Origin of the sequence: Streptomyces armeniacus, assembly GCF_003355155.1 — a bacterium.
GTDB lineage: Bacteria > Actinomycetota > Actinomycetes > Streptomycetales > Streptomycetaceae > Streptomyces > Streptomyces armeniacus.
Genome location: NZ_CP031320.1, coordinates 463496 through 488468 on the forward strand (window position 1 = coordinate 463496; position 24973 = coordinate 488468).

Below are 24973 nucleotides of genomic sequence, written 5' to 3' on the forward strand. Positions count from 1 at the left end.
GTCCTCTGATGCCGCCCCTCGACGCACCGCAGCCCGTGCCGCAGCCGGGGCCAGAGGGGGTGCCCGTGCGGCAGGGCGCCCGTACGGCGCTGCTCGTGCTGGCCGACGGCCGGTTCCCCGCGGGCGGCCACGCGCACTCCGGCGGCGTGGAGGCCGCCGTCGCCGCGGGCCGCGTCGTGGACGCGCGGACCCTCGCGGAGTTCTGCCGCGGCCGGCTGCACACCGCCGGGCTGGTCGCGGCCGCGCTCGCCGCTGCCGCCGCACTCGGCGCCGACCCGCTCGCGCTGGACGACGCCGCGGACGCCCGTACACCCTCCCCCGCCCTGCGCGGCACCGCCCGCAGGCTCGGCCGCCAGCTGCTCCGTGTCGCCCGCGCCACCTGGCCGCACCCGGAGTTCGACGCGCTCGCCGCCGCCCGCCCCCGCGGCGCGCACCAGCCCGTCGTTCTCGGGCTGACGGCGCGCGCCGCCGGGCTCGGCGCCGCCGACGCCGCGCACTGCGCCGCGTACGAGAGCGTCGGCGGCCCGGCTTCCGCCGCCGTACGGCTGCTCGGCCTGGACCCGTTCGACGCCACCGGCGTGCTCGCCCGGCTCGCCCCGGAAGTCGACCGGCTCGGCGCGGACGCCACCGAAGCGGCGCGGCGCGCCCTGGAGTCGGGCACCGACGCGCTGCCCGCCGCGTCCGCACCGCTGCTGGAGATCGGGGCGGAGGCGCACGCCGGCCGGCCGGTCCGCCTCTTCGCCTCCTGACCACCGCATCCCACACGGTAACCGCCTGTACGACCCGAGGAGCGCAGCATGCATCTCGACCCGCTCGACCCGCTCGACCCGCTCGGCCACGCCGCCGAGCCGCGCGAACGCCACACGTACGGCGCGGAGTCCGGCGCGCGCTCCGCCGTACGGCCCGACGGCACGCGCCGCGCCCTGCGCGTCGGCCTCGGCGGACCGGTGGGCTCCGGCAAGACCGCGACCGTGGCCGCTCTCTGCGGCGCGCTGCGCGGCGAGCTGTCCCTCGCCGTCGTCACCAACGACATCTACACCCGCGAGGACGCCGAATTCCTGCTGCGCGAGGGCGTCCTGGCGCCCGAGCGGATCACCGCCGTGGAGACCGGCGCGTGCCCGCACACCGCCATCCGCGACGACATCTCCGCCAACCTGGAGGCGGTCGAGGACCTGGAGGACGAGACGGGCCCGCTCGACCTGGTGCTCGTCGAGTCCGGCGGCGACAACCTCACCGCCACCTTCTCCCGCGGCCTCGTCGACGCGCAGGTCTTCGTGATCGACGTGGCGGGCGGCGACGACATCCCGCGCAAGGGTGGCCCGGGTGTCACCACCGCGGACCTGCTGGTGGTCAACAAGACGGACCTCGCCCCGTTCGTCGGCGCCGACCTGACGCGGATGGCCGCCGACGCCCGAGGTCAGCGCGGCACGCTGCCGGTGGTGTTCCAGTCGCTCCGCGCGCCCGGCGGGGTGCGCGAAGTCGCGGACTGGGTACGCGCGCGGCACACGGCCTGGACCGCGCGCCCGTGACCGTGGCCGACAGCGACCGTACGGACGCCGGTGCCTCCGCGCGCGCGGAGGCACCGGCCGCCGCGCGCGCGGACGCGCCCCGCGCCGCCACCCCCTGCGGCGTACGGGCCACCGCCCGCGTCACCGCCGCCCCCGACGGCCGCGGCGGCACCGCGCTGCCCGTCCTCGCGGGCGACGGCCCGCTCGCCCTGCGGCGCGTACGCGCCGACGGCACGTGGGCGCGCGCCCTGCTGGTGGGCGCCATGAGCGGGCCGCTCGGCGGTGACCGGTTCGCGGTGGAGGCGGCTGTACGGTCCGGTGCGCGGCTGCGGCTCGGCAGCGTCGCCGCCACGCTCGCGCTGCCGGGCCGGCACGGTGACGCGGCGCGCCACGGCGTACGGCTCACGGTGGACGACGACGCCGACCTGCACTGGCTGCCGGAGCAGCTGATCGCCGCGGAGGGCAGCGACCTCGCGGTCACCACGTACGCCGAACTCGCCCCGCGCGCCCGGCTCGTGCTGCGCGAGGAGCAGGTGCTGGGCCGCGCGGGCGACGCCGCGCCCGGACGGCTCACCAGCAGGCTGCGCGTACACCGGGCCGGGCGCGTCCTGCTCGACCAGGAGCTGGCGTGCGGCCCCGGCGCGCCCGGCGGCTGGGACGGCCCGGCCGTGCTGGCCGGGCACCGGGCGCTGGGGCAACTGGTCGTGGTGCGCCCGGAGTTCGCGGACGGACCGCCCACCGCGCGGCTCCTCGGGGACCACGCGGCACTCACGCCGCTCGCGGGCCCCGCGGCCCTCGTCCAGGTGCTGGGCGCGGACGCGCTGGAGGTGCGCCGCGTCCTGGACGGGGCGCTGGACGGGCTGCTCGGCTGAACGGGCTGCCCGGCCGGGCTCGTACGGGCTGCCCGTACGGACCGACCCGCCTGCCGGGACGTGGGCGTGCTGCGCCAGGATGGAGCGCATGGCGCAGACATCTGAACTCGTGCGGCAGCTGGACCTGCAACCCCACGTCGAAGGCGGCTGGTTCCGCGAGACGTGGCGGACCGGCGCGCAGGGCGCGCCGGACGGGTACCCCGGGCCGCGGGCGTACGCCACCGGCATCTACTTCCTGCTGCACCCCGGCGAGTCCTCGCGGTGGCACCGCGTACGCTCCGACGAGCTCTGGCTGTGGCACCTGGGCGGGCCGCTGCGCCTGCGGCTGGGCGGCGACGGGGCCGTCCCGGACGAGTCGGGCGCCGACGACACGGTGCTGGGGCCGGGCGTGGCCTCCGGCGAGCGGCCGCAGTTCCTCATCCCCGGCGGCCTCTGGCAGGCCGCCGAACCGGCGGGCACGGAACCGGTCCTGGTGACGTGCGTCGTCGCCCCCGGCTTCGACTTCGACGACTTCACCGACATCAAGGACGTCCGGACGGGCTGACCGGGCCGGACGGGCCGAACGGGCCGAACGGGCCGAACGGGCCGAACGGGCCGAGGCGAGCAGCCCGCCGCTCACAGGTGATCGCGGGGCACGACGTGGTCCCAGTTCCGCGAGAAGGCCCGCTTGTCCCCCTCGAAGCCGTCGAGTTCGGCGTGCAGCACGAACTCCTTCCGCGTGCACGCCAGCACCGTGCGCGTGACGGTTCGTACGTCCCAGCCGTCGCGGTGGAACGTCATGGTGGAGACCACCTCGCCGCGTACGGACTCGAAGTCGTCCGCCACCCAGTCGTAGTGCTGGTACGCGCGGCGGCCGACCTCGAGGCCGATGTCGTCGAAGCGTATGACACCGGTGTCCTTGACGACCTCCAGCGAGGAGCGGTAGTCGACGAGGTCGCGGGAGACGCGCCACTGCTGGTCCTTCGGCGCCACCGCCGTGGTGGCGATCGGCGGCGTGCCCTCCGGTTCCTGGAACGGGCGCGGCTCCACCTCGTCGGGTTCGCCCGCGGGCCGTACGGGCAGCAGCAGCCGGCTGGCTCCGGTGAGGACGCCCAGCCGTACGGGCTGCGGCGGCGGCCACGCCAGCGGCCAGTACGAGGTGGACAGCGACAGCCGGATGCGGTGGCCGGCGGGGAACGCCTGCGCCACCCCGTTCAGCTGCACGTCCACCTCGTAGCGCTGCCCGGGGACGAGCACCTCCGGCTCCGCGTCGCCGTTCCGGTGGGTGAAGTTGAGCAGGCCGAACGTGACGCGCGTGGCCCGCCCGTCCGGATTGACGTCCGACAGCCGCGCGGCGACCATCGCCACCGGCCGGCTGGCGGTGAACGCCAGCCGTACGACGGGCCCGCCGAGGATCTCGCAGCGCTCCGCCAGCGTCTCCGTCTCGAACACCAGCGAGCCGCCGTCCTCCTCGCGCTGGTCGTACGGGAGGTCCGGCGGCGCGGCGTACGAGCACCACTTCCCGGCGAACTGCCCCACGGACAGCGGGGATTCGACGCCCATCTCGTGCTCCTCGCACTCCTCCCCCGGCGGGCCCAGTTCGTACCGCGGGCCCAGCACCCGTACGTCGGTGCGGGTGTGCGGGGAGGGCCAGGAGGGCTCGCCGACCCAGCGGCCGGGGCGCTCCGAGTACGCGGTGGAGGGCGGCACGCTGTCCTGCATCCAGAGGCGCAGCATCGGCTCGTCCATGACGCCGTTGTCGATGCCCTTCAGCCAGCGGTCCCACCAGCGGACCGCCTCCTGGAGGAAGCCGATGGCGGGGCCGGGCTCGCCGAGGTGCGGGTACTTGTGCGACCACGGCCCGATGAGTCCCATCCGCGGCACGTCCAGATGCTCGAGCAGCCGGAAGACGGCGTTGGAGTAGCCGTCGGCCCAGCCGCTGACGCCGAAGACGGGGACCTGGACGTCGGCGTAGTTCTCGCAGACGGAGCCGTGCTCCCAGTACGTGTCGCGGCGCTGGTGCCGCAGCCACTCCTCCAGCCAGAGGCCGCTGCCCCGCAGCCGTTCCAGCCACATGTCGCGCCACCGTTCGCCGACGAGCGTGGGGTCGGGCGGGCAGGAGGTGGCGGCGAACATGGTGGACGCCTCGGCGAGGTTGTCCGAGAGCATGCAGCCGCCCATGAAGTGCATGTCGTCGGCGTACCGGTCGTCGGTGAAGGAGGCGATGAGGATGGCGCCCAGGCTCGGCGGGCGGCGGGCGGCGACCTGGAGGGCGTTGAAGCCGCCCCACGAGATGCCCATCATGCCGGTCGTCCCGTCGCACCACGGCTGTTCGGCGAGCCAGGCGAGGATGTCCTCCGCGTCCCGGTGCTCCTGTTCGAGGTACTCGTCCGTCAGCACGCCCTCGGACTCGCCGCTGCCCCGCAGGTCGACCCGTACGCAGGCGTAGCCGTGCCCGGCGAGGTACGGGTGGTGGATCGAGTCGCGCCAGGCGGTGAGGTCGCGCTTGCGGTACGGGATGAACTCCAGGATCGCCGGCACCGGTTCGTCGTCGGACGAGATCGGGCGCCACATGCGGGCCGCGAGACGGGTGCCGTCGGAGACCGGGATCCAGAAGTGTTCGTCCTCCCTGGTCGCGCAGGGCAGCGAGGTCACTTCGCGCATCAGGAAACCTCCTCGTCGCGGGAGTCGGTGCGAGGGCCGACGCGGGGGTCGTCGTCCGTCCCGGTACCGGGGCCGTCGTCCGGCCCGTTGTCGAAGCGGAAGCCGAGTGCCGCCACGGCTCGTTCGTACTTCCGCTCCAGCTCCTCCTCGTCGTCGGCCGCCACGTACACGTGGGCGAGCTCGTAGCTGTAGCTGTCGTGCGCCTGCGTCGTCTCGGAGAGCCGCGAGCCCTCGCCGACGACGGGCACGACCTGCACGCCCGGCACGTCACGGGCCAGCCGCTCGAGCTCGGCGTCGCTCGCGCGCCGCCGGACCACGCCGTCCCGGAAGCGCCGCAGATGGCACTTGGCGGCGAGCGCGTACGGCCCCTCCCGGTACGGCAGGCGCGGGTCGCGGCCGAGCGCGAGGCTGAGCATGCAGTGGTGGTTCGGCACGCCGTCGACGTGCTCGAACAGCTCGGCGTGCGACTGGGAGTGGCGCGGGTTGATCTCCAGGATGCTGACGTCGCCGGTCTCCGGGCGGCAGAAGAACTCGATGCAGAACGTGGAGTCGTCCAGCCCGATCTGCTTGATCACCTTTTTCGAGATCTCCGCCATCCGCCCCTGCGTACGCGCCGGCAGCGCGGACGGGTACTGGTAGCGCATGAAGCTGGAGGTGCCGGGATAGACGAGCGAGTCGACGATCCCGTACACCTCGACCTGCCCGTTCCGGCTGAAGCCCTCCGCGGTGGCCTGCGCTCCGGACAGCGCCTCCTCCACGACGCACGCCTCGCCGCCTGCCTCGGCCACTTCCGCGGGCAGGTCCAGCAGCTGGAGGATGTCGTCGAACGACTTCCCCAGCCGGCCGATGCCCTCCTTGATCGTCGCCACGGCCGAGCGGAACTGCTCGTCGTCCTCGACGCGGTAGGCGAGCTCCGAGGAGTACGACTTCACCGGCTTGATCCAGACCGGGTAGCGCAGGTTCTCCGGCAGCCGCCCGCGCCCGGCGTCGTCCGCCAGGTCGAGCAGCGCGAACGGCGGGTACGCGTCGACGACCTTCCGCTGCTCCAGCCGGCTCCAGAACTTGTGCTCGCACTTCACGACCGCTTCCAGGCTCGCGCCGCGCAGCCCGTACTCGCCGCACAGGAGCGGCACCATGCTGCTCACCGGGAAGTCCCAGTAGCCGACGATCGCGTCGACGGGCCCGTCGTACGCCGCCAGCTGCGCGCGTGCCTTCTCGATCAGCTCGGCGACCCGGATCTCGCCACGCTGCAGCTCCGCCGGCTCCAGCAGCCGGAGGAAGCGGTACTGGTCCGCGTGCGGCATCTCGTTCAGCGTTCGGGTGTTCTTCTCGTCCAGTCCCAGCACGAACACGTGTGCAGGCTCCATCAGGCACCACCTCATCGCGGACGTCTCCCGGGTGCGCGGAAAAGGCGCTGTTCAAACAGCCGGGCGCGTGCGCGTCAGGGCAGCGGCACGCCGCCCGTCGCGTTGAGGATCTCGCCGGTGATGTAGCTGGCCTCCGGGGAGGCGAGGAACACGTACGCGGGCGCCATCTCCGCGGGCTGCGCGGCGCGGCCGAGCGGCGACTGCTTGCCGAAGGACTCCGTGTCGGGCAGCGTCGCCGGGATCAGCGGCGTCCAGACGGGTCCCGGGGCGACCGCGTTGACCCGTACGCCGCGCCGCGCCAGATCCTGCGCCAGCCCCTGCGTGAACGTCGCGATGGCGCCCTTGGAGGCGGCGTAGTCGAGCAGGTGCGGGCTGGGTTTGTACGCCTGTACGGACGTGCTGTTCACGATGGCGCCGCCCTCGGGGATGTGCGGGAGCGCCGCGCGGCACATCCAGAACAGCGCGTACACGTTCGTGCGCATCACGCGGTCGAACTGCTCCGTGGTGATGCCGTCCAGGACGGTCGGCTGCGACATCTGGTAGGCGGCGTTGTTGACCAGCACGTCGACACGGCCGAACTCGGCGACGGCCGTGTCCACCACCCTCCGGCACTCGTCCTCCTCGCGTACGTCGCAGCTCACGGCCACGGCCCGCCGCCCCTCGTCCGCCACGAGACGCCGCGTCTCGCGGGCGTCCTCCGCCTCCTCGTCCAGGTACGTGAAGAGCACGTCGGCGCCCTCCCGCGCGAAGGCCAGCGCCACCGCACGGCCGATGCCCGAGTCGCCGCCGGTCACCACGCAGGACTTGTCGCGCAGCCGGCCGCTGCCGCGGTAGGTGCGCTCACCGTGGTCGGGCCGGGGCTCCATCCCGCCGGTCCAGCCCGGGTGCGGCTGGTCCTGCTGGGGGAACTCCGGCTCCGGGTACTGGTGGGCAGGGTTCCGCGCGGTGCGGTCACCGCCGTTGCCGCGGTCGTTCATCGTGTCCTCCAGGCTGGTCGTCCGGTGGCACACGGCGGCGCCCGCACCGGTCGTGACCGGGTACCCGCGCTCATCCGTTCAATCGGACATCCGCGCACCGGGGCCACCGGGAGAAACAGGGAGGTCAGTCCTCTGGCCTCGCCTGCCGCCGTATGATGGGGCCGTCCGGTGAGGGAGTCGGGGGTCTACGGGAGTGGTGAGGAAGAGTTGACGAGCCAGCTGTGGCAACCTGTCGCGCAGCCGGGCAGCCTGTCGGAACGCATCGTGGCCCAGGTCGAGAAGATCCTCCTCGAGGAGCGGCTCGCCCCCGGCCAACGGCTGCCCCCCGAGCGCGAGATGGCGCAGTTGCTCGGGGTGAGCCGGCCGTCCCTGCGGGAGGCCGTACGGATCCTGGAGGCACGCGGCCGGCTGGTGGTCCGGCACGGTCAGGGCGTGTTCGTGGCCCAGCCCGGCTCCGAGCAGGAGCTGCGCGCCGCCCTGGAGCGGGCGGAGATCAGCATCAACGAGCTGTTCGCCATGCGCGAGGTGCTGGAGGTGCCGGCCGCCGGCTGGGCGGCGGAGCGGATGTCCCCGGAGCAGGCCGCGGGGCTGCGGGAGACGCTGGCGTCGCTGGACACGGCGTTCGACGAGGAGCACCCCGACTTCGCGCGGCTGGCCGGGCTGGACGCCCAGTTCCACCTGGGGATCGCGGGCGCCGCCGGTAACCGCTTCCTGCAGCAGACGAGCAACGTGCTGAACGACATCCTGCTGTCCGGGATGGAGACCACGCTGCTCATCTCCGGCCGCCGCGAGAAGTCGCGCCGTGAGCACCACCGTATCCTCAACGCCCTCACCGCGGGCGACGCCGCGGGGGCACGCCGCGCGGCCCGCGCGCACATCCGCAGCGCGCACCGGGCGGCGCTGACGCGGATGGCGCGGGAGCAGGAGGCGCTGCCCGCCTCCTGACGCCGCAAGGGCGGGGCGACGCACCGTACGGGAGTGGTACAGCGCGGCGCATACGGGCTTCACCCCACGCCCAGGCGCCGCGCCCACGTGGCAAGTTCGTCCGCCAGGGCGTCCGGGACGGTCAGCGGCCCGGCGGGGTCGATCTCCTCGGGTGGCGTCCGGCCCTCGCCGGGCACCCGGCCGCCCGCCTGCCGTACGGACTCGCTCAGCGCCGCGAGCCGTTCCCGCGCGGCGCCGTCCACGGCGGCGCGCTCCACGTCGAACGCCACCACCAGGTGCGCGATGTCCTGGGGCGACGCGGCGTCCTCGGCGGCGAACATGTCGGTGACCCCCGTCGACAGCGACGGGCCGACCACTCCCCCGGTGAACGCCTCGACCAGGAACGCCAGCGCGAAGCCCTTCGCGCCGCCCAGCGGCGCCAGCATGCCGTGCAGCGCCTCCGACGCGTCGGCGGTGGGCCGCCCCGCCGCGTCGAACGCCCAGCCCGGCGGCAGCGGTTCGCCGGTCGCGGCGCGCTGCGCTATGCGGCCGCGCGCGACGGCGCTGGTGGCGAGGTCGACGACGGCCGGACGGCCCGGTGCCTGCCCGTCCTGTGACCTCGCCCCCGGAAAGCCCGCCGCGAGAGGGCTGGTGGACACCACGGGCCGGTGCCCTTCCCACGGGGGCATCACGGCGGGCCCGTTGGAGAGCACGAGCGCGGCCTGGCCCGCCTCGACGGGCGGCAGCGTGTAGATGCCGAGGGCGCCGCAGTGCGACGTACGGCCGACGGTCACGGCCGCGACGCCGTACTGCGTGCAGCGTTCCGCGGCCAGTTCCGCGGCCCGCCAGAGCTGCCAGTGCCCGAGGCCGTGCTGCCCGTCGTACGACACCAGCGGGCCGGTGTCGGTCACCGTCACGAGACGGGCGTCGGCCCGGCAGCCGCCGGCGAGCAGCCGCCGCAGGTAGTACGGCAGCCGCAGCAGGCCGTGGGAGCCGATGCCCCAGCAGTCGGCCAGGACGATGGCGTGCGCCGTGCGCGCGGCCTCGGTGGAGGGCACGCCCGCCGCCGTCAGCAGGGCGGCGGCCAGTTCGCGTGCGCCGCCGACCGTACGCGGGGAGGGGCTGCGTCCGTTCCGTCGCCGCCCGCCTCGTACGGCGCCGCCCTTAGCCGCCTCGTCCTCAGCCGCCTCGTCCTCCGCCGCCTCGTCCTCAGCCGTCATGCGGGGGCTCCCGTCCGCGGTCCACGGCGCCGACCGCGTGTGCGGCGGCGCCACCGGTGAGGACCCGTTCGATGTCCTCGGCGAGTATCCGGGCGATGCGCCGCTGGCTCTGCTCGGTGATCCCGGCGACGTGCGGGGTGAGCAGCACGTTGTCGAGGTCCTCGAGCCGTCCGCGGCTCGGTGGTTCGACGGCCCGCACGTCGAGTGCCGCGCCCCCGAGCCGGCCGCCGGCCAGCGCGTCGGCGAGCGCTTCCTCGTCCACGGCCGCCCCGCGCCCCGCGCTGACCAGCAGCGCGCCGGGCGGCAGCAGGGACAGCAGCCGCGCTCCGACCATCCCGCGGGTGGCGGGTGTGGCGGGCAGGTGGACGCTGAGGACGTCGGCCGCGGCGGCGGTGTCGTCCAGGGCGGCCAGCCGTACGCCGTACTCGGCGAGCCGCGGGTCGTCGTCGCGTACGTACGGGTCGTACGCGACGACGCGCATGTCCAGCGCGCGTGCGGCGCGGGCGACGGCGAGCCCGGTGGCGCCCAGGCCGAGCAGACCCCAGGTGCCGCCGGACAGTTCGCGGACCGGGTCGCGCTCCCAGCCACCGGCGCGGGTGCGCCGGTCCAGCGGGACGGTGCGGCGGGCGAGCGCGAGCGCGGCGCCGAGGGTGTACTCGGCGACGCTGGTGGCGTTGGCGCCGAGCGCGGCGACCACGACGACGCCCCGGGCGTCGGCCGCGGCGACGTCGATGTTGTCCAGGCCGACGCCCGCGCGCGCCACGAGCGCCAACCGGGGCAGCGCGGCGAGCAGTTCGCCGGTGACGCGGGTGCGGTTCCGTACGACGAGGGCGCGCGCACCGGCCGCGGCCTCGTACAGCTGCCGCGGGTCGCTCCACGCGCCCGGTTCCCGGCGGACGCGCAGCCGGGTGCCGAGAGCGTCGAACGGCTCGCCCCACACGTCCTCGACGACGGCGACGTCCGGCGGCGGCACGGACGCGGGCGCGGCGTACGCCCGTCGGCCGCTCACAGGGCCCGCGCGGCGTGGCGGGCGGAGGTGGTGCCCATGGTGTCGGCCATGGCTGCTGCTCCCTCCCTCTCGGGCGCGGTCAGGCGCTCGGGTACAGCTTGGTGAACACGAACTCGCGGTGGCCGAGCGACTCGGCGGCCGTCAGCCGCCCGTTGACCGTGCGTGCGACGACGTCCGCCAACTGGTCGCCGGCCTCGCTGAGTACGCATTCGCGGCGCAGCAGCCCCGAGCAGTCCAGGTCGATGTGCTCGGACATGGTCTCGGCGGTCTTCGGGTTCGCGGTGAGCTTGACGACGGGTTCGACGGGGTTGCCGATCACGTTGCCCTGGCCGGTGGGGAACAGATGGACCACGGCGCCCGCGGCGGCCATCAGCGTGATGCACTCGGCGGCGGCCGAGGAGGTGTCCATGAAGTTGAGGCCGGGGCGTACGGGTGCCTCCGCCGGTTCGAGCGCGGCCACGACGGGGCGGGTGCCGAGCTTGGCGATGTTGCCCATCGCCTTCTCCTCGATGGTGGAGAGCCCGCCGGCGATGTTGCCCTGGGTCGGCTGCGAGCCGAGCAGGTCGGCGCCCTCGCGTTCGATGACGGTGAGGTAGCGGTCGAACAGCCGCTGGAAGTCGGCGCGTACGCCGTCGTCGGCGCAGCGTTCGGCGATCAGGTGCTCGCCGCCGGTGAGTTCGGTGGTCTCGCCGAAGAGGACGGTGCCCCCGGCGTCCACCCAGCGGTCCACGACCTCGGCGGTGGTGGGGCAGGAGCCGAGGCCCGAAGTGGTGTCGGACTCGCCGCACTTGACGGAGAGCATGAGTTCGGCGGGTGCGGTGGGCTCGCGTACCAGCTCGCTCGCGTCCTGCAGGAAGCGCTGCGCGGCGCGGGACGCCTCCTCGATGACCTTCAGGTCGCCGCGGCCCTCGATGGACACGCCGTGTACGGGCTTGCCGGTGCCGGCGATGCCGTCCACGACGCGGGCCGTCCAGTTGGGCTCGATGCCGATCACGACGACGGCGGCCACGTTCGGGTTCCGGCCGGTGCCGATGAGCGTACGGAAGGTCAGCTCCAGGTCGGCGCCGAACTGAAGCCGCCCGTAGGCGTGCGGGAGGGCGAGGGTGCCGGGTACGACGTGGGCCACCGCCTCGGCGGCGGCGTTGGAGAGGTCGTCCACGGGCAGGATCACCACGTGGTTGCGTATGCCGACGGAGCCGTCCGCCCGCCGGTATCCGGTCAGGCCGTCCGGTGCTGCCACCGTGCGCTCCTCACGTTGTGGACGTGTACGTACTCGCCGGGCGCGATGGCCGCCGTGGCGACGGCGGTGTGCACGCCGTACTCGATGACGCGTTCGCCCTCGGGAATGTCCGTCAGTGCGAACTTGTGCCCCAGCGGCACCTCCGAGACCAGCTCGAGGCGGTGCGAACGGGGGCCGTGCAGATAGCCGCCCTCGACCGGCCCGGGGGCAAGGTCGCGGACCGCCACGGCGACGTTGTCGCCCTCGCGGTGGGCCAGGAAGTCGGGTGGGGAGCTGGTGTCGGACGCCATGGTGCACTCCTCGTGAGGGTCCGGTGATGATCCGTGGAACCGTGCGACGGTGCGCGAGTGGTCTGACCTCTGTCCTCGGATCGTAAGTAACCGGAACCCCTGCGTCAACGCTCTGTCCAAGGTCTTGATGGACTGCGGCTGTTGTGCCACATTCCCCTGTTACGTCTTCGAAATCGATTACAAGAAGGGTCGCATGGTTCCGGTTCCAGCAGCAGACCAGGCCGTCGAGTCCGGAGAACTGGCCGGTCACCACGCGCTGGTGACCGGCGCCGCACAGGGCATCGGCCGCGCCGTCGCGGAGACCCTCGCCGAACGGGGCGCACGCGTCACGGCGGTTGACCTCTCGCCGGAGGTCGGCACGCTCGCCGCACCGGAGTCCGCGTACGGCGGCGCGCTGCACACCCGCGTCGCCGACCTCGGCGACGCGGGCGACCTGCGCGCGCTCGGCGCGCTCTGCGAGGGCGCTCCCGGCGGAGGCACTCCCGGCGGAGGCGCCGAAGCCGCCGTGCATCCCGCGCCGTCGCCCGTGGACGTACTGGTCAACTGCGCCGCCGCGTACCCGCCCGGCGGCCTCCTCGACAGCACCGACGACGACTGGCTCCGCGTGCTGCGCGTCAACGTGCTCGCCGGCGCTGCCCTCGCCCGCTCCCTGGCCCGCGGGCTGATACGGCGGCAGCGGCCCGGCGCGATCGTGAACGTCGGCAGCGTGCAGGAGGCCCTGCCGCTGCCCGGCCACGCCGCCTACGTCACCAGCAAGGGCGCGCTCAGCGCCATGACCGGCGCGCTCGCGGTCGAGCTGGGCGAGCACGGCATCCGCGTCAACGCCGTGAGCGTGGGGCTGGTCCAGAGCGAGACGCTCAACACCAAGCTGGGCGACGGCTTCTGGGCCGGACAGGACGTGCCGCCGCCCACGCTCCTCGGCCGCCTCGGCACGCCGCGGGAAGCGGCGGAGGCGGTCGCGTTCCTCTGCTCCCCGCGCTCCTCCTACGTCACGGGCGCGGTGCTCGCCGTCGACGGCGGCCGGCGACTGAGCCGCCGTACGGACCCGCAGCTCCCGGCCGCACCCCAAGGGGGCGCCGTATGACGGGCGGTACGGACCCCGGGCGCGGCTCCGCGCGTTCCGCGGAAGGCGGCACCGTACGGTCCCGCACCGCCGCCGGCCGGATCACCGACGTGTCGGTGTTCTGCGTGCCGCCCCGCTGGATGCTCGTCCGCGTCCGCACCGACGCGGGACTCACCGGCTGGGGCGAGGCGATCGTGCCGAAGCGCCGCCGCGCCGTGCTGGGCGCCGTCGAGGACATCGCCGCGAACGTCACCGGCGCCGACGCCGGGCGCGCCGGCGAGCTGTGGCACCGCATGCGGCGCGGCGCGTTCTTCCGCGGCGGCCCCGTGCTGGCGACCGCGGCCGCCGCCGTCGACCAGGCGCTGTGGGACATCAAGGGCCGCTCCCTGTCCGCGCCGGTGCACGAACTCCTCGGCGGCACCGTACGGGAGCACATCCCGGTCTACGCGTGGATCGGCGGCGACCGCCCCTCCGACGTCGTCGAGCACGCGCGGGCGCGCCTCGCGCAGGGCTTCCGCACGGTGAAGATGAACGCCACGGAGGAGCTGGACCACCTCCCCACCGCGCGCGCGGTGGACGCGGTGACGGAACGGGTCGGCGCGCTGCGGGACGCGTTCGGCGACCGCCTGGACATCGCTCTGGACTTCCACGGCCGGGTGCACCGTACGGCGCTGCGCCCGCTGCTGGCGGAACTGGAGCAGTACCGCCTGCTGTGGGTGGAGGAGCCGCTCGCACCCGGCCACGAGGACCTGCTGCCGGAGGTGGCGGGGCTGGCCGGCGCGACGCGGATCGCGACCGGTGAACGCCTTACCTCGCGCTGGGAGTTCCGCCTGCTGCTCCAGCGGGGCGGGGTGGATGTGCTCCAGCCGGACGTGTCCCTCACCGGGCTGCACGAGCTGGCCGTCATCTGCCGGCTCGCCGAGTCGTACGACGTGGCCGTCGTGCCGCACTGCCCCAACGGCCCGGTGTCGCTGGCCGCTTCACTGCAGGTGGCGGCGGCCTGTCTGAACGTCCCGCTGCACGAGCAGTCGCTCGGACTGCACTACCACTCCGGTTACGCGGGGCTGCCAGCAGGCGAGATGGGCGACTACCTCGCCGATCCCGCTCCGCTGACACCCGCCGACGGCGTTCTCCCGGTGCCGTACGGGCCGGGCAACGGCATCGAGGTGGACGAGGCCGCCGTACGCGCCCGCGACGGTGCCTGGACACTACCCGACCCCGATTGGCGGCACCCGGACGGGCGGACGGCCGAATGGTAGCCCCGCCCGCCAGACCGGAGCCGCGAGCGGAGCCGCGGGCGGAGCGCGCGGCCACTTGCCGTCGAAGCGGGCGCGGCGACCCCTTCCGCGTACGTCCCGCTCGACGGAAGGACCGTGGCTCTCCGCACGCCCATCAGCCCGCGGACGGCTCCGGGCGCGCTGCTGACGGAGCATCCGGCGGCCGACGCGGCGGGAGCGATCGTTCGGGCCCCTGTGTGGCGCCGTGCCGGGCGTCGCCGGAGGGCGCACCCACGGGGCCGCGCCGGAGGCTCGTACGGCCGGTGCCGAACGCGTCGGTCGCACCGTACGGAGCGCGCGGCCAGGGCGCGCCGGGCAGCCACAACGGGCGCATCGCAGACGACAGTTGCACGTTCCGCACGCGGCGACCGCGGCGGACGGACCAGAGGGAGCAGACGGCGATGACGGCTGACGTCGAGACCGTGGTCGCGGGCGGAGCCCTGCTAGGCGAGGCGCCCGTGTGGGACGCGGACGCGGGCGTGCTGCGCTGGGTGGACATCCTGCGGCACGAGATCCACCGCTTCGACCCGCGCACCGGCCGGGACACGGCGGAGCGCGTCGGCGGGCCGGTGGCCGCGCTCGCACCCGCCGCGGGCGGCGGTCTGCTCGCGGCGGTCGGCGACACCGTACGGCTGCTGCCCGGCGACGGAGCCCGGCAGCCGTACGGATCCGGGCACCCGCTGGCCCGGCTGCCCACCGGGGACAGGGCGAACGACGGAAAGTGCGATCCGTACGGACGCTTCCTCGTCGGCACGCTCACCGAGCGCAAGGACCCGGGCGCCTGCGCGCTGTACCGGCTGGACGGCCCGGACCGGGTGACTCCGGTCATCTCCGGGGTCACCGTGTCGAACGGCCTGGACTGGAGCCCGGACGGCACCCGGCTGTACTTCGCCGACACCCCGACCCTCGCCGTGGACGTCCTGGACTACGACCCCGAGTGCGGACTGGCCACCGGACGCCGCCCGTTCGCCGATCTGCGGGACGCCCCGGGGCGCCCGGACGGGCTGACGGTCGACGCGGAGGGCGGGGTGTGGGTGGCGCTCGTCCGCGGCGGCGAGGTGCGCCGCTACACCGCGGACGGCCGGCTGGACGAGGTCGTACGGCTGCCCGCGCGGCTGGTCACCAGCTGCGCGTTCGGCGGTCCGGAGCTGGCCGAACTGTACGTGACCAGCGGGCGGTTCGGGATGACGGACGACGAGGTGGCGCGGGAGCCGGCGGCCGGCGCGCTGTTCCGGATCCGGCCCGGCGTCCGGGGGCGGCAGGCGCACGCGTGGCGCCCGTTCTGACTTCGAAATCGTTTTCCGTTGACGCCCGTACGGGCCTTTCCTAAGATCTGCGGATCGGTCAGAGGTCAAACCACTTATCCAAGCCCGCGCGATCGACGGGCAGCCGCGCAGCGACACAGAAGCGGAACGACAGGAGCCTCGACATGAGCAACGCGTGGTCCGCAGACGGCAGCACTCGACGTACGTTCCTCGCCGCGGGCGGCGCCCTGGCGGCGGGCGCCGCGTTCGGCCTCACCGGCTGTTCCGACCCGTCACAGGGCAAGAGCTCCAACGTGATCAAGGTCCCCGACCCGAAGCGCAAACTCCCCAAGGGCGACGTCAGCCTGAGAGTGATGGACAGCGGCGACACGAAGGCCGCGTTCTGGGAGGAGTTCGCAGCAGCATACGAGAAGAAGCACGGCAACATATCCGTCGACTACGCCGCGCTCCCCTGGAACCGCATCGAGGAGGTCGCCCCCCTCGGCATCCGGAACGGCACCGCGCACGACATCCTCCAGCTGCCGCAGAGCATGCCGCTGGCGAAGGCGGTCGCCGAGGGCTGGGTGGCGCCGGTGAACGACCTCATCCCCGACTTCGAGAAGTGGCGGGCGGGCTTCCCCGAGGGCACGTTCGTCGAGGGCGTGCAGGTCTTCGACGGCAAGCTGTACGCCGTGCCGCCCGCCAGCGAGCAGCGGCACCAGGCGCTGCTGCACTACAACACCCGGCTGATGGAGGAGGCGGGCTACGACCCGCAGGCGAAGCCCCTGACGTGGGATCAGTTCCGGGCCGCCGCAAAGAAGATCACGAAGCAGGGGAACGGGCGCAGCTACGGCTTCGTGCTCGAGGTGGCGCAGCCGGAGCGGCTGGAGTTCCTCGTGCACTACCTCGCCTCCTCGGCCCGTTCGGCGTCCGTCAACTACCGGCCGCACGGCTTCATCGACCCCCGCAAGGGCGAGTTCGCGTACACCGACGACGCCTTCGCCGAGGCCATCGAGCTGCTGCTGGCGCTGAAGAAGGACGGGAGCGTCTTCCCCGGTTCCAGCTCGCTGACCGCGCCGGAGGCGTGGCCGCGCGTGCTGCGCGGGCACGCGGGCATGGTCGCGGCGGGCCCCTGGGTCACCGAGCAGTGGCAGGAGGAGAAGCCGGACTTCGACTTCGGTGTGGCCGGCCACCCGGTCGCCGGGCCCGACGGGTATCCGATGAGCTACCCGATGTTCGGCACGGACGGCGTCGTCGTCTTCGCCAAGAGCAAGGCCAAGCCGGTGGTCGGCGACGTGCTGTCGTACCTGGGGAGCCTCGCGGGCCAGCAGGCGTGGGGCAAGATCGTGGGCGCGGGCAACCCGCCGATCAACGAACAGGCCCGCGAGGCCGCCAAGAAGGGCGCGAGCCCGCAGGCGCGGCAGTGCCTCAAGCTGGCCGACGCGATGCGCTCCCGGCCCGAGCCGGTCACCCGCAACTCCCAGGTCACGCTGCTCGCCGAGAAGCAGAAGCAGGTCACGCCCAGCTTCGGCGAGGTCGTACAGGCGCTGTTCCTGGGCAAGACCGACGACGTACGGGGCGAGCTGCGCAAGCTCAGCGACCGCAGCGACCGGCTGCTCGACAAGGCCGTCGCGGACGCGCGCAAGGAGGGCGTGAAGGTCTCCCGCGAGGACTTCGTGTTCCCGGACTGGGACCCGTCCCGCGACTACACCGGCTCCGGGCCCAAGCCGAAGTGACGCCGCCTCAACTCCCCCGCCCGGACCGCCCGGACCGCCCGGACCGCCCGAACCGCCCGCCGGACCGCCCGCCGCCCAGCCCGCTGCACGACCACAGGAGACCGTACGGATGAGTGCCTTCACACAGACCTCCGCGCTGGTCCGGGACGGGACCGGCGGCGGCTCGCTCCGGCAGCGCATCTGGCAGGCCCGCTGGTGCTACCTCTTCATGGCGCCGTCCCTGGTGCTGGCCCTGCTGTTCACGTTCTATCCGCTGGCGTCCTCCTGGTACATCTCCTTCCTGGAGTGGTCCGGGCTGGACTCCGAGCGGAAGTTCGTCGGCCTGGACAACTACCGGGAAGTGGTCGAGGACCCGTACTTCTGGGCCGCGTTCGGCCGCACCTTCGCCTTCGCGGCGGCAGCCGTGCCGGTGATGCTGGTGCTGGCCCTGGTCATCGCGATCGTCGTCAACGACCAGGCGCTGCGGCTGCGTACGGTGTTCCGTACGGTCTTCTTCCTGCCGGTCGTCACCACGACGGCGATCGTCGGCGTGGTCCTGTCGATGATCCTCAATCCGTTCGACGGCCCGCTGAACGCCTTCCTCCTCGACCTGGGTCTCATCGACGCGCCCGTGGACTTCCTCGGGGACCCGGATCTGGCCATGTGGTCGGTCGCGGGCGTCTTCGTGTGGAAGTGGATGGGCATCTCGATGATCTACTGGCTGGTCGCCCTGCAGACCGTCCCGCAGGACGTCTACGAGGCGGCCCGGGTGGACGGCGCCGGCCGCTGGCACACGCACCGGCACATCACGCTGCCGCTGATCGCCCCGTTCGGCGTGATCATCTCGCTGATCGCCTTCGTCGGGGCGCTCCAGACGTTCCCGCTGATGCAGGCGATGACGCAGGGCGGGCCCGCGTTCTCCACCGAGCTGGTCGAGGTCTACATCTACCGGCTGGCGTTCGCCGCCGAGCACCAGCCGCGGCTGGGCTACGCGTCCGCCGTCGCCGTCGTGTTCGGCGTCACCGTGCTGGCGCTCACCCTGCTCCAGGCGTGGGGCATCCGCCGGCTGCACGTCACCCGGCGGGACGCGAAGGACGCCGCGGACGCGCGGGAACCGGAGGAGGCGTCATGACGGCAGTCGGCACACCCGCCGCGGCCCGTACGCGTACGGACCGCACGGAGCACACAGCGCCCGGGGACCGTACGGACCGCCCGCGCCGGATACGTCTGCCACGCCGGCCGCGTGCCCGCGAGATCGTGGTGACGCTGGTCCTGATCCCGGTCTGCCTGGTGTGGCTCTACCCGTTCGTGTGGATGGTCAGCGCCTCTCTGAAGACCGACGACGAGATCTTCGGCAGCACGTCGCTGCTGCCGGAGGAGTTCCAGTGGGACAACTACAGCCGCGCCTGGTACGAGGCGAACATCGGCCCGTACTTCTGGAACACCCTGATCGTCACGGTGGCCACGGTGGCGATCGTGACCGTCACCACGGCGATGATCGGCTACGTACTGGGGCGCTACCCCTTCCCCGGCAAGAAGCTGGTGATCGTCTGCCTGGTGGGCACGCTGTTCCTGCCGGAGGGCTACACGATCATCCCGGTCTTCGAGCTGGTGAACCAGCTCGGCCTGTCCGGCTCGCTCGCGGGCATCGTCCTCGCCGAGTCGGGCGGCGCCCACGTGATCATCATCCTGCTGTTCGCGGGCTACTTCCGGCAGTTGCCCAAGGAGCTGGAGGAGGCCGCCCGTATCGACGGGGCGGGCTTCCTGCGGACGTTCTGGACGGTGATGCTTCCGCTGGCCAAGCCGGCCGTCGCCACCGCGGTGATCCTCACCCTGATGCGGGTGTGGAACAGCTTCCTGATCCCGCTGGTGCTCACGCTCGCCCGCCCCGACCTGCGGACCCTGGCGGTGGGGGTCTACTCCTTCGAGGGCCAGAACCTGACCGACTGGTCCGGCCTGGCCGCCGCCTCCACCATCAGCCTGCTGCCCATCGTCCTGGTCTTCCTGGTGCTGCAGCGCTACTTCATCGAAGGCGTCGCCGGCGCTGTCCGCGGCTGAAATCAAGGAGCGTCATGCTGTTCGGAGTCTCCTACTACCACGAGTACCAGCCCTACGACCGGCTCGCCGAGGACGTCGCGATGATGCGGGACGCCGGCATCGACTACGCCCGCGTCGGCGACTCGGTGTGGGCCCTGTGCGAGCCGTCCGAGGGCCGCTTCGAGACGGAGTGGCTGCGGCCGGTGCTGGACGCCCTCCACGAGGGCGGCATCGAGGTGGTGCTGACCACGCCCACGTACGCGATACCGGCGTGGCTGGCGCGGCGCCACCCCGAGGTGCTGGCACGGGCCACGGACGGGCGGCGGGCGTCGTTCGGCGGCCGGCAGAACGTCAACATCGCGCACCCCGCGTACCGTTTCCACGCCGAACGGGTAATCCGCGCCCTGCTGTCGGAGTACGCCCGGCATCCGGCGGTCATCGGCTTCCAGGTGGACAACGAGACCGGCTCCGGCTTCGTCGACAACGACGACGTCTTCGACAGCTTCGTCAGCCGGCTCAAGGAGCGGTTCGGCAGCGTCGACCGGCTCAACGAGATCTGGGGGCTGAACTACTGGTCGCACCGGCTCGGCGACTGGTCCGATCTGTGGCGCCCCGCACCGCGCGTGCCGATCGGCTGCGGCATGTCGGGCAACACCAACCCCGGCTACGACCTGGAGTGGCGCCGCTTCCAGGCCACCCTGGTCAACGGGTTCCTGCGGTGGCAGAAGGGGATCGTGCGGGAGTACGCACGCGAGGACCAGTTCGTCATCCAGGACATGGTCGGCGGGCACGGCCGCTCCGATGTGGACCGCCACCAGGTGTCCCAGATCGTCGACGTCGTCGCGGAGAACTTCCCGCACGCCTCCCAGGACGCCCTGGCCCACCCGGCGCCCGAGCACACCGTCGCCTTCCCCGGCGACCGCGCGGGCACCGGCGCCGTACAGCTCTACCAGCGCGCCGACATGGCCCGCAGCGGCCGCCAGGAGAACTTCTTCATCCCCGAGATGAACCCCATCAGCGTCGGCGGCGCCGACAACACCTTCCCCGGCTACGACGGCCAGTGGCGGATGGCGGCGTACGCGACGATCTCGCGCGGCGCCGAGATGGTCGCGTACTGGCACTGGCACAGCCTCCACTACGGCGCCGAGACGTACTCGCACGGCATCCTCAACCACGACCTCGGGCCCAACCGCTGCTACAACGAGATCGCCCGCGTCGGCGCCGAGCTGAAGGAGCACGGCGAACTGCTCACCGGGCTGCGCCCCGAGGCCGAGGCCGCGCTGCTGTACTCGCAGGACAGCCGGTACGCGTTCGAGTTCCAGCCGTGTCTGAAGACGCCGCAGGGCGCCCCCGACCACGGCTGCTACCAGCGTGTCTTCGACACGTTCTACCGCGGCCTGTTCGACGCCCGTGCGCAGACCGCGGTCGTCCACCCGCCGCAGGACTTCGACGGCTTCCCGGTGCTGGTCGCGCCCATGCTGTACGTCGCCGACGACGCGCTGCTGGAACGGCTCACGGCGTACGCGGAGGGTGGCGGGCACCTGGTGCTGACGTTCCGTTCCGGCTACGGGGACGAGCACGGCCGCGCCCGCTGGGCCGACCGCGCCCCCGGCCCGCTGCGCAAGGCGGCCGGGCTGAGCTACGGACTGTACTCGAACCTCGCCACCCCGCTGCCGGTCAGCGCCGCCGACGGAGCCGGGCAGCCGTACGGCGGCCTCAGCCTGCCCGCCGGCGTACAGGCCCACGCCTGGGCGGACGAGCTGGAGCTGGAGGGCGCGCAGCCGCTCGCGTACTACGACCACCCGCACTTCGGGCGCTACCCGGCCGTGACGACGCGGCAGTTCGGCGCCGGCCGGGTCACATACGTGGGGACGCTCCCCGACGCGGCCTTCAGCCGCGCGCTCGCCGACTGGGTGCTGCGCGCGTCCGGGGTGGCGCCGCTGGGCGAGGGGCTGCCGGAGTCCGTACGCGTCACGCGGGCGCGTGCGCGCGACGGCAGGCGGCTGTGGTTCCTCAGCAACTGGTCGTTCGACACACACCGTCTCGCCGACCCACCGGTCGCGGGGCGGGACCTGTTCGACGGCCGGCAGGCAACTGCCGGAACGGGCCTGGAACTCGGGCCCTGGGACAGCACGGTCATCATCGAGGACTGAACGGAGTCGATCACACATGCAGTTGAGAAGAAGGCAGTTCCGAAGAGGGCGGCGGCCGGGCCCGCGGGCCGCACGGCAGCATCTGGCGGCGCTCCTCGCGGCCGCCTTACTGGTCACACTGCCGGGGCTCGCGACGGCGGCACCCGGCGCCTCCGGCGACGACGGCTCCCCCGCCGCCGGGAAGCCGTCCACAGTGTCCTCGGTGGCCTCGGAGAAGGGGCCGGTCGGCTGGGACACGTACCGGAAGCTGGACGGCATGGACCAGCTGCGGCGCGGCGGCCAGATCCGGCAGTCCTCCAGCTACGACCGGTCCGGCGGCAACGACGACGGCTTCGTGGGCACGTACTCCTGCCTGCGCGAGAGCGGTGACGGCTGCGTCATCGCCGAGTCGGAGGGCGCAGGTGAGCTCCAGTCGATCTGGTTCACGCGGCTGTCCAACGACGTGCCGGGCGACGTGAGCGACACCGGGAACATCACGATCGAACTCGACGGCGAGACCGTGCTGGAGGGCAACCTTCAGGACATCGTCAGCGGCAAGAAGGGCGCGCCGTTCAGCTGGCCGCTGGTCGGCAACAACTTCGACACCTCCGGCGGCGCGGTCATCAAGGTGCCGATGCCGTACCGCGAGTCGATGAAGGTCACCGTCGAGAAGAACCCGCTGTTCCACCACGTGACGTACCGCAGCTTCGCGGACGCCGACGGCGTCGAGCGGTTCGACCCGTCCGACAAGGCGGAGGACGTGCTGCGCACGATGCGCGCGTTCGGCACCGCGGACCCCAAGCCGCGGGCCGAGGGCGCCGGCACGGCCCGCAAGGAGCTGGACGTGCCCGCGGGCGGCAGCGCCACCCTGGCCCGGCTGCGCGGCCCCGGCGAGATATCCCAGCTCCGGGTGCGGCTGCCGCAGGTGCTGCGCTCCCCGCGCTACCGCGACGACGGACGCGCCTTCGGCGAGGGCGGCGGCAGCACCTTCCGGATGGCCGTCGACCCGGACAACGAGGGCGTACGGCTGACCCGCCGCTACGACCCCGTGATCGGCGGCCAGACCTCCCGCGTCCTGGTCGACGGCAAGGAGGCCGGCCAGTGGAAGACGGGTGAGGCGCAGCCCGAGGGGCGCTGGGCCGACCAGACCCTGGAGATCCCGGCCGCGCTGACCAAGGGCAAGGACCGGATCACCGTCAAGCACGAGTTCGTGTCCTCCGAGCGGGACGTGAACGAGTTCCGGTACGACGCCGCGAGCCGCGTCGGCGGCGACTGGACCCGTACGGACGTGCTGGACCTGGGCGAGGGGCGCCCCGGCGAGGAGGAGTCACACGGCTACCGCATCAGCGGCGAGACGTGGAAGGGGCCGCGCGACGGCCGCTACCCGCTGACCGACAAGGAGAAGAAGCAGCTGACCGCGTCCGACGAGCTGCTGGCGGACGCGCGGCTGCGCGTCACGTTCGACGGCAGGCGCACGGTGGACGCACCGCTCGGCGAGTTCTTCGGCTCGGGACTGGGCGAGTACGACGTGCGGACGCTGATGTTCTCCATGGATACGGCCCCGGACGGCTGGTACACGGCGTGGTGGCCGATGCCGTACGCGAAGAGCGCCGTCGTGGAGCTGGTGAACTCCAGCGTGCAGAAGATCGAGGGCGGCACGGCCGAGGTCACGCACGCGCCGGACGCGTCGGCGCCCGAACGGCTCGACCCGCAGGGCGGCTCCGGCTACTTCCACGCCACGGGCAAGCGCAAGGAGACCACCGACGGACGCGACTGGTCGTTCCTCGAGACCGGCGGCCGCGGCGTCTACTACGGCGCGACGCACAGCATGCGCGGCCTCATCACCTCCGGGAACCGGCGGAACTACCTGGAGGGCGACGAGCGCGTGTACGTCGACGGCGGGCTCAGCCCGGCCATGTACGGCACGGGCAGCGAGGACTATTACGAGTCCGGCTGGTACTTCATGGGCGGCACCACCTTCTCCATGCCGGTCGCGGGCAACCCCGCGTACGAGCTGGACGGCGACGGCTGCAAGTACGACTGCACCGGCACGTACCGGCTGCAGATCGGCGACGCCGTCAGCTTCGGTTCGGGGCTGAAGTTCGGCATGGAGCACGGGCCCGCCTCCAACGAGCCGGGCGACTACAGCTCGACGGCGTACTGGTACGGCCAGGAGACCGCGGCCGCGCGCCAGAGCGACACCGTCGACGTCACCGACCCGGAGAGCCGCGAGGCGCACGGCTACCGCGCGGAAGGCGAGTCGGAGGCGTCCCTCACCTCCACGTTCGAGGGCGATGACGACGACGTCAGCTACACCTCCGGCGTCACCGCCGCCGAGGGCGCCGTGTCGTTCCGCGTCGCCGCCGACGGCGACAACTCGGGCGTACGCCTGCGGCGCCTCGGCGACCAGAAGGAGGGCTACCAGCGCGCGGCCGTCTCCGTGAACGGCAAGCCGGCGGGCGTATGGTCGACCACCCGCGGCAACGGCACGTCCCGCTGGCTGGAGGACACCTTCGAGATCCCGGCGGCCCTTGCCGAGGGCCGTTCGGAGCTGGAGATCACCCTCACCCCGGAGGACGGCTCCCCCGCCTGGAGCGCCGCACGCTACGACGTGGCGTCGCACGTGCCGCCGTTCGCCGACGGCGCCGCGCCGGAGCAGGTCGGCGGCGTGCGCGCGGCAGGCGACGGAACCAACGCCGTCGACGTGCAGTGGTCGCCCGCGCGGGACGACGTGGGCGCGGCAGCCTACGAGGTGTACGCCTCGAAGGACCCGTCCGTGCCGGTGAACTCCCGCACGCTGCTCGGCGAGACCCGGCACCTGGCGTTCCGCCACAGCGGACTGGGTCTGGAGGAGAAGTGGCACTACCGCGTGCGGGCCGTCGACGCGGCCGGGCACAAGGGCAAGGCGTCCGCCGTGGCCTCGGGCACCAGCGGGAACGCGCTCGTGCACGAGGCGGAGGACCTGCTGCCGCCGGTCAGCGCGGACGCTCCGGTGGAGGCGCAGGCCAACTGCTGCGGCGTGGTCTGGTCCGGCGACGCGCAGCTGTGGTTCCGCGCCACCAAGGCGGACCAGCAGGTCACGGTCGAGTTCAGCGTGCCGCGGGACGGCACGTACGACTTGGCCACCGTGCTCACCAAGGCGCCGGACTACGGCAACGCGGCGTTCGGGGTGGACGGCGAGGCCCTCGGTGACGCGTTCCGCGGGTACGACCCGAAGGTGGGCAAGACGGACTGGGTCGACCTGGGCAACCGGAAGCTGGCAAAGGGCAAGCACCGGCTCACGCTGACCGTGACGGGCAAGGACGCGGACGCGACCGGCTATCTGGCCGGGCTCGACGCGATCCGTACGACCCGTACCGGCTGAGCGGAGGAGCATCAGGAACACGGGCACCAACGCGGCGGCGGGGTGCGGGCGTAACGGCGTCCGCGTCCCGCCGCCGTCGTGCTCCGCGCCC

20 protein-coding genes are annotated in these 24973 nt (G+C 73.3%); 13 read left to right on the plus strand and 7 right to left on the minus strand.

Annotation, left to right across the window (positions count from 1 at the left end; genetic code table 11):
- The first annotated feature begins 8 nt into the window (after positions 1 to 8).
- The 4 genes from DVA86_RS02020 (at position 9) to DVA86_RS02035 (ending at position 2924) form a co-directional block, all read left to right on the plus strand.
- Entirely contained in the window at positions 9 to 749 is a 741-nt protein-coding gene (locus DVA86_RS02020) for an urease accessory protein UreF (RefSeq protein ID WP_208875229.1), read from the plus strand.
- A gap of 48 nt (positions 750 to 797) precedes the next feature.
- Complete coding sequence (gene ureG / locus DVA86_RS02025) at positions 798 to 1529, plus strand: urease accessory protein UreG (protein ID WP_208875230.1); 732 nt, start codon at positions 798 to 800, stop codon at positions 1527 to 1529.
- Positions 1526 to 2380: an urease accessory protein UreD gene (locus tag DVA86_RS02030; RefSeq protein WP_245996266.1), complete on the plus strand. Its 855-nt coding sequence runs from the start codon at positions 1526 to 1528 to the stop codon at positions 2378 to 2380. The genes ureG and DVA86_RS02030 overlap by 4 nt, the downstream gene beginning before the upstream one ends.
- A gap of 88 nt (positions 2381 to 2468) precedes the next feature.
- Complete coding sequence (locus DVA86_RS02035; RefSeq protein ID WP_208875231.1) at positions 2469 to 2924, plus strand: cupin domain-containing protein; 456 nt, start codon at positions 2469 to 2471, stop codon at positions 2922 to 2924.
- Between the two features lie 71 nt (positions 2925 to 2995).
- On the opposite strand, the gene DVA86_RS02040 is transcribed toward DVA86_RS02035, so the two are convergent.
- The 3 genes from DVA86_RS02040 to DVA86_RS02050 all read right to left on the minus strand — a co-directional run bounded on the left by DVA86_RS02040 (position 2996) and on the right by DVA86_RS02050 (position 7367).
- On the minus strand, positions 2996 to 5023 hold the full coding sequence (locus tag DVA86_RS02040) for a CocE/NonD family hydrolase (protein ID WP_208875243.1): 2028 nt from the start codon (positions 5021 to 5023) through the stop codon (positions 2996 to 2998).
- A complete protein-coding gene (locus tag DVA86_RS02045; protein ID WP_208875245.1) occupies positions 5023 to 6390 on the minus strand; it encodes an ATP-grasp domain-containing protein in 1368 nt (455 codons plus the stop codon). Before DVA86_RS02045 ends, DVA86_RS02040 begins: the two co-directional genes overlap by 1 nt.
- A 74-nt stretch (positions 6391 to 6464) precedes the next feature.
- The gene (locus DVA86_RS02050) at positions 6465 to 7367 is read right to left on the minus strand and encodes a glucose 1-dehydrogenase (RefSeq protein WP_208875247.1); all 903 of its coding nucleotides are present in this window, start codon (positions 7365 to 7367) and stop codon (positions 6465 to 6467) included.
- Between the two features lie 207 nt (positions 7368 to 7574).
- Here DVA86_RS02050 and DVA86_RS02055 point away from each other — a divergent pair, with 207 nt between their 5' ends.
- Positions 7575 to 8312: a FadR/GntR family transcriptional regulator gene (locus DVA86_RS02055; RefSeq protein ID WP_208875249.1), complete on the plus strand. Its 738-nt coding sequence runs from the start codon at positions 7575 to 7577 to the stop codon at positions 8310 to 8312.
- A 59-nt stretch (positions 8313 to 8371) separates the two neighbouring features.
- Here the strand turns inward: DVA86_RS02055 and DVA86_RS02060 are convergent, their stop codons facing one another.
- From DVA86_RS02060 to DVA86_RS02075, 4 genes are all read right to left on the minus strand, one after another.
- A complete protein-coding gene (locus DVA86_RS02060; protein WP_208875251.1) occupies positions 8372 to 9511 on the minus strand; it encodes an Ldh family oxidoreductase in 1140 nt (379 codons plus the stop codon).
- A complete protein-coding gene (locus DVA86_RS02065; protein ID WP_222623273.1) occupies positions 9501 to 10520 on the minus strand; it encodes an NAD(P)-dependent oxidoreductase in 1020 nt (339 codons plus the stop codon). The genes DVA86_RS02060 and DVA86_RS02065 overlap by 11 nt, the downstream gene beginning before the upstream one ends.
- A 79-nt stretch (positions 10521 to 10599) precedes the next feature.
- A complete protein-coding gene (locus DVA86_RS02070) occupies positions 10600 to 11760 on the minus strand; it encodes a UxaA family hydrolase (RefSeq protein WP_208875253.1) in 1161 nt (386 codons plus the stop codon).
- Positions 11739 to 12050, minus strand: a complete 312-nt coding sequence (locus DVA86_RS02075) for a UxaA family hydrolase (RefSeq protein WP_208875255.1) — start codon at positions 12048 to 12050, stop codon at positions 11739 to 11741. The genes DVA86_RS02070 and DVA86_RS02075 overlap by 22 nt, the downstream gene beginning before the upstream one ends.
- 193 nt (positions 12051 to 12243) lie before the next feature.
- Here DVA86_RS02075 and DVA86_RS02080 point away from each other — a divergent pair, with 193 nt between their 5' ends.
- The 8 genes from DVA86_RS02080 (at position 12244) to DVA86_RS02115 (ending at position 24882) form a co-directional block, all read left to right on the plus strand.
- A complete protein-coding gene (locus DVA86_RS02080) occupies positions 12244 to 13134 on the plus strand; it encodes an SDR family NAD(P)-dependent oxidoreductase (protein WP_208875257.1) in 891 nt (296 codons plus the stop codon).
- A complete protein-coding gene (dgoD, locus tag DVA86_RS02085; RefSeq protein ID WP_208875258.1) occupies positions 13131 to 14372 on the plus strand; it encodes a galactonate dehydratase in 1242 nt (413 codons plus the stop codon). The genes DVA86_RS02080 and dgoD overlap by 4 nt, the downstream gene beginning before the upstream one ends.
- Positions 14373 to 14791: 419 nt before the next feature.
- A complete protein-coding gene (locus DVA86_RS02090; RefSeq protein ID WP_208875259.1) occupies positions 14792 to 15676 on the plus strand; it encodes an SMP-30/gluconolactonase/LRE family protein in 885 nt (294 codons plus the stop codon).
- 143 nt (positions 15677 to 15819) lie between these two features.
- Positions 15820 to 17370: an ABC transporter substrate-binding protein gene (locus DVA86_RS02095; RefSeq protein WP_208875260.1), complete on the plus strand. Its 1551-nt coding sequence runs from the start codon at positions 15820 to 15822 to the stop codon at positions 17368 to 17370.
- A gap of 109 nt (positions 17371 to 17479) precedes the next feature.
- Positions 17480 to 18481 (plus strand): carbohydrate ABC transporter permease, encoded by a 1002-nt coding sequence (locus tag DVA86_RS02100; RefSeq protein ID WP_208875261.1) that lies wholly within the window; start codon positions 17480 to 17482, stop codon positions 18479 to 18481.
- On the plus strand, positions 18478 to 19407 hold the full coding sequence (locus tag DVA86_RS02105) for a carbohydrate ABC transporter permease (RefSeq protein WP_208875262.1): 930 nt from the start codon (positions 18478 to 18480) through the stop codon (positions 19405 to 19407). The genes DVA86_RS02100 and DVA86_RS02105 overlap by 4 nt, the downstream gene beginning before the upstream one ends.
- A 14-nt stretch (positions 19408 to 19421) precedes the next feature.
- A complete protein-coding gene (locus DVA86_RS02110; RefSeq protein ID WP_208875263.1) occupies positions 19422 to 21539 on the plus strand; it encodes a beta-galactosidase in 2118 nt (705 codons plus the stop codon).
- 16 nt (positions 21540 to 21555) lie between these two features.
- Complete coding sequence (locus DVA86_RS02115; RefSeq protein ID WP_208875264.1) at positions 21556 to 24882, plus strand: DUF2961 domain-containing protein; 3327 nt, start codon at positions 21556 to 21558, stop codon at positions 24880 to 24882.
- Positions 24883 to 24973 lie beyond the last annotated feature (91 nt).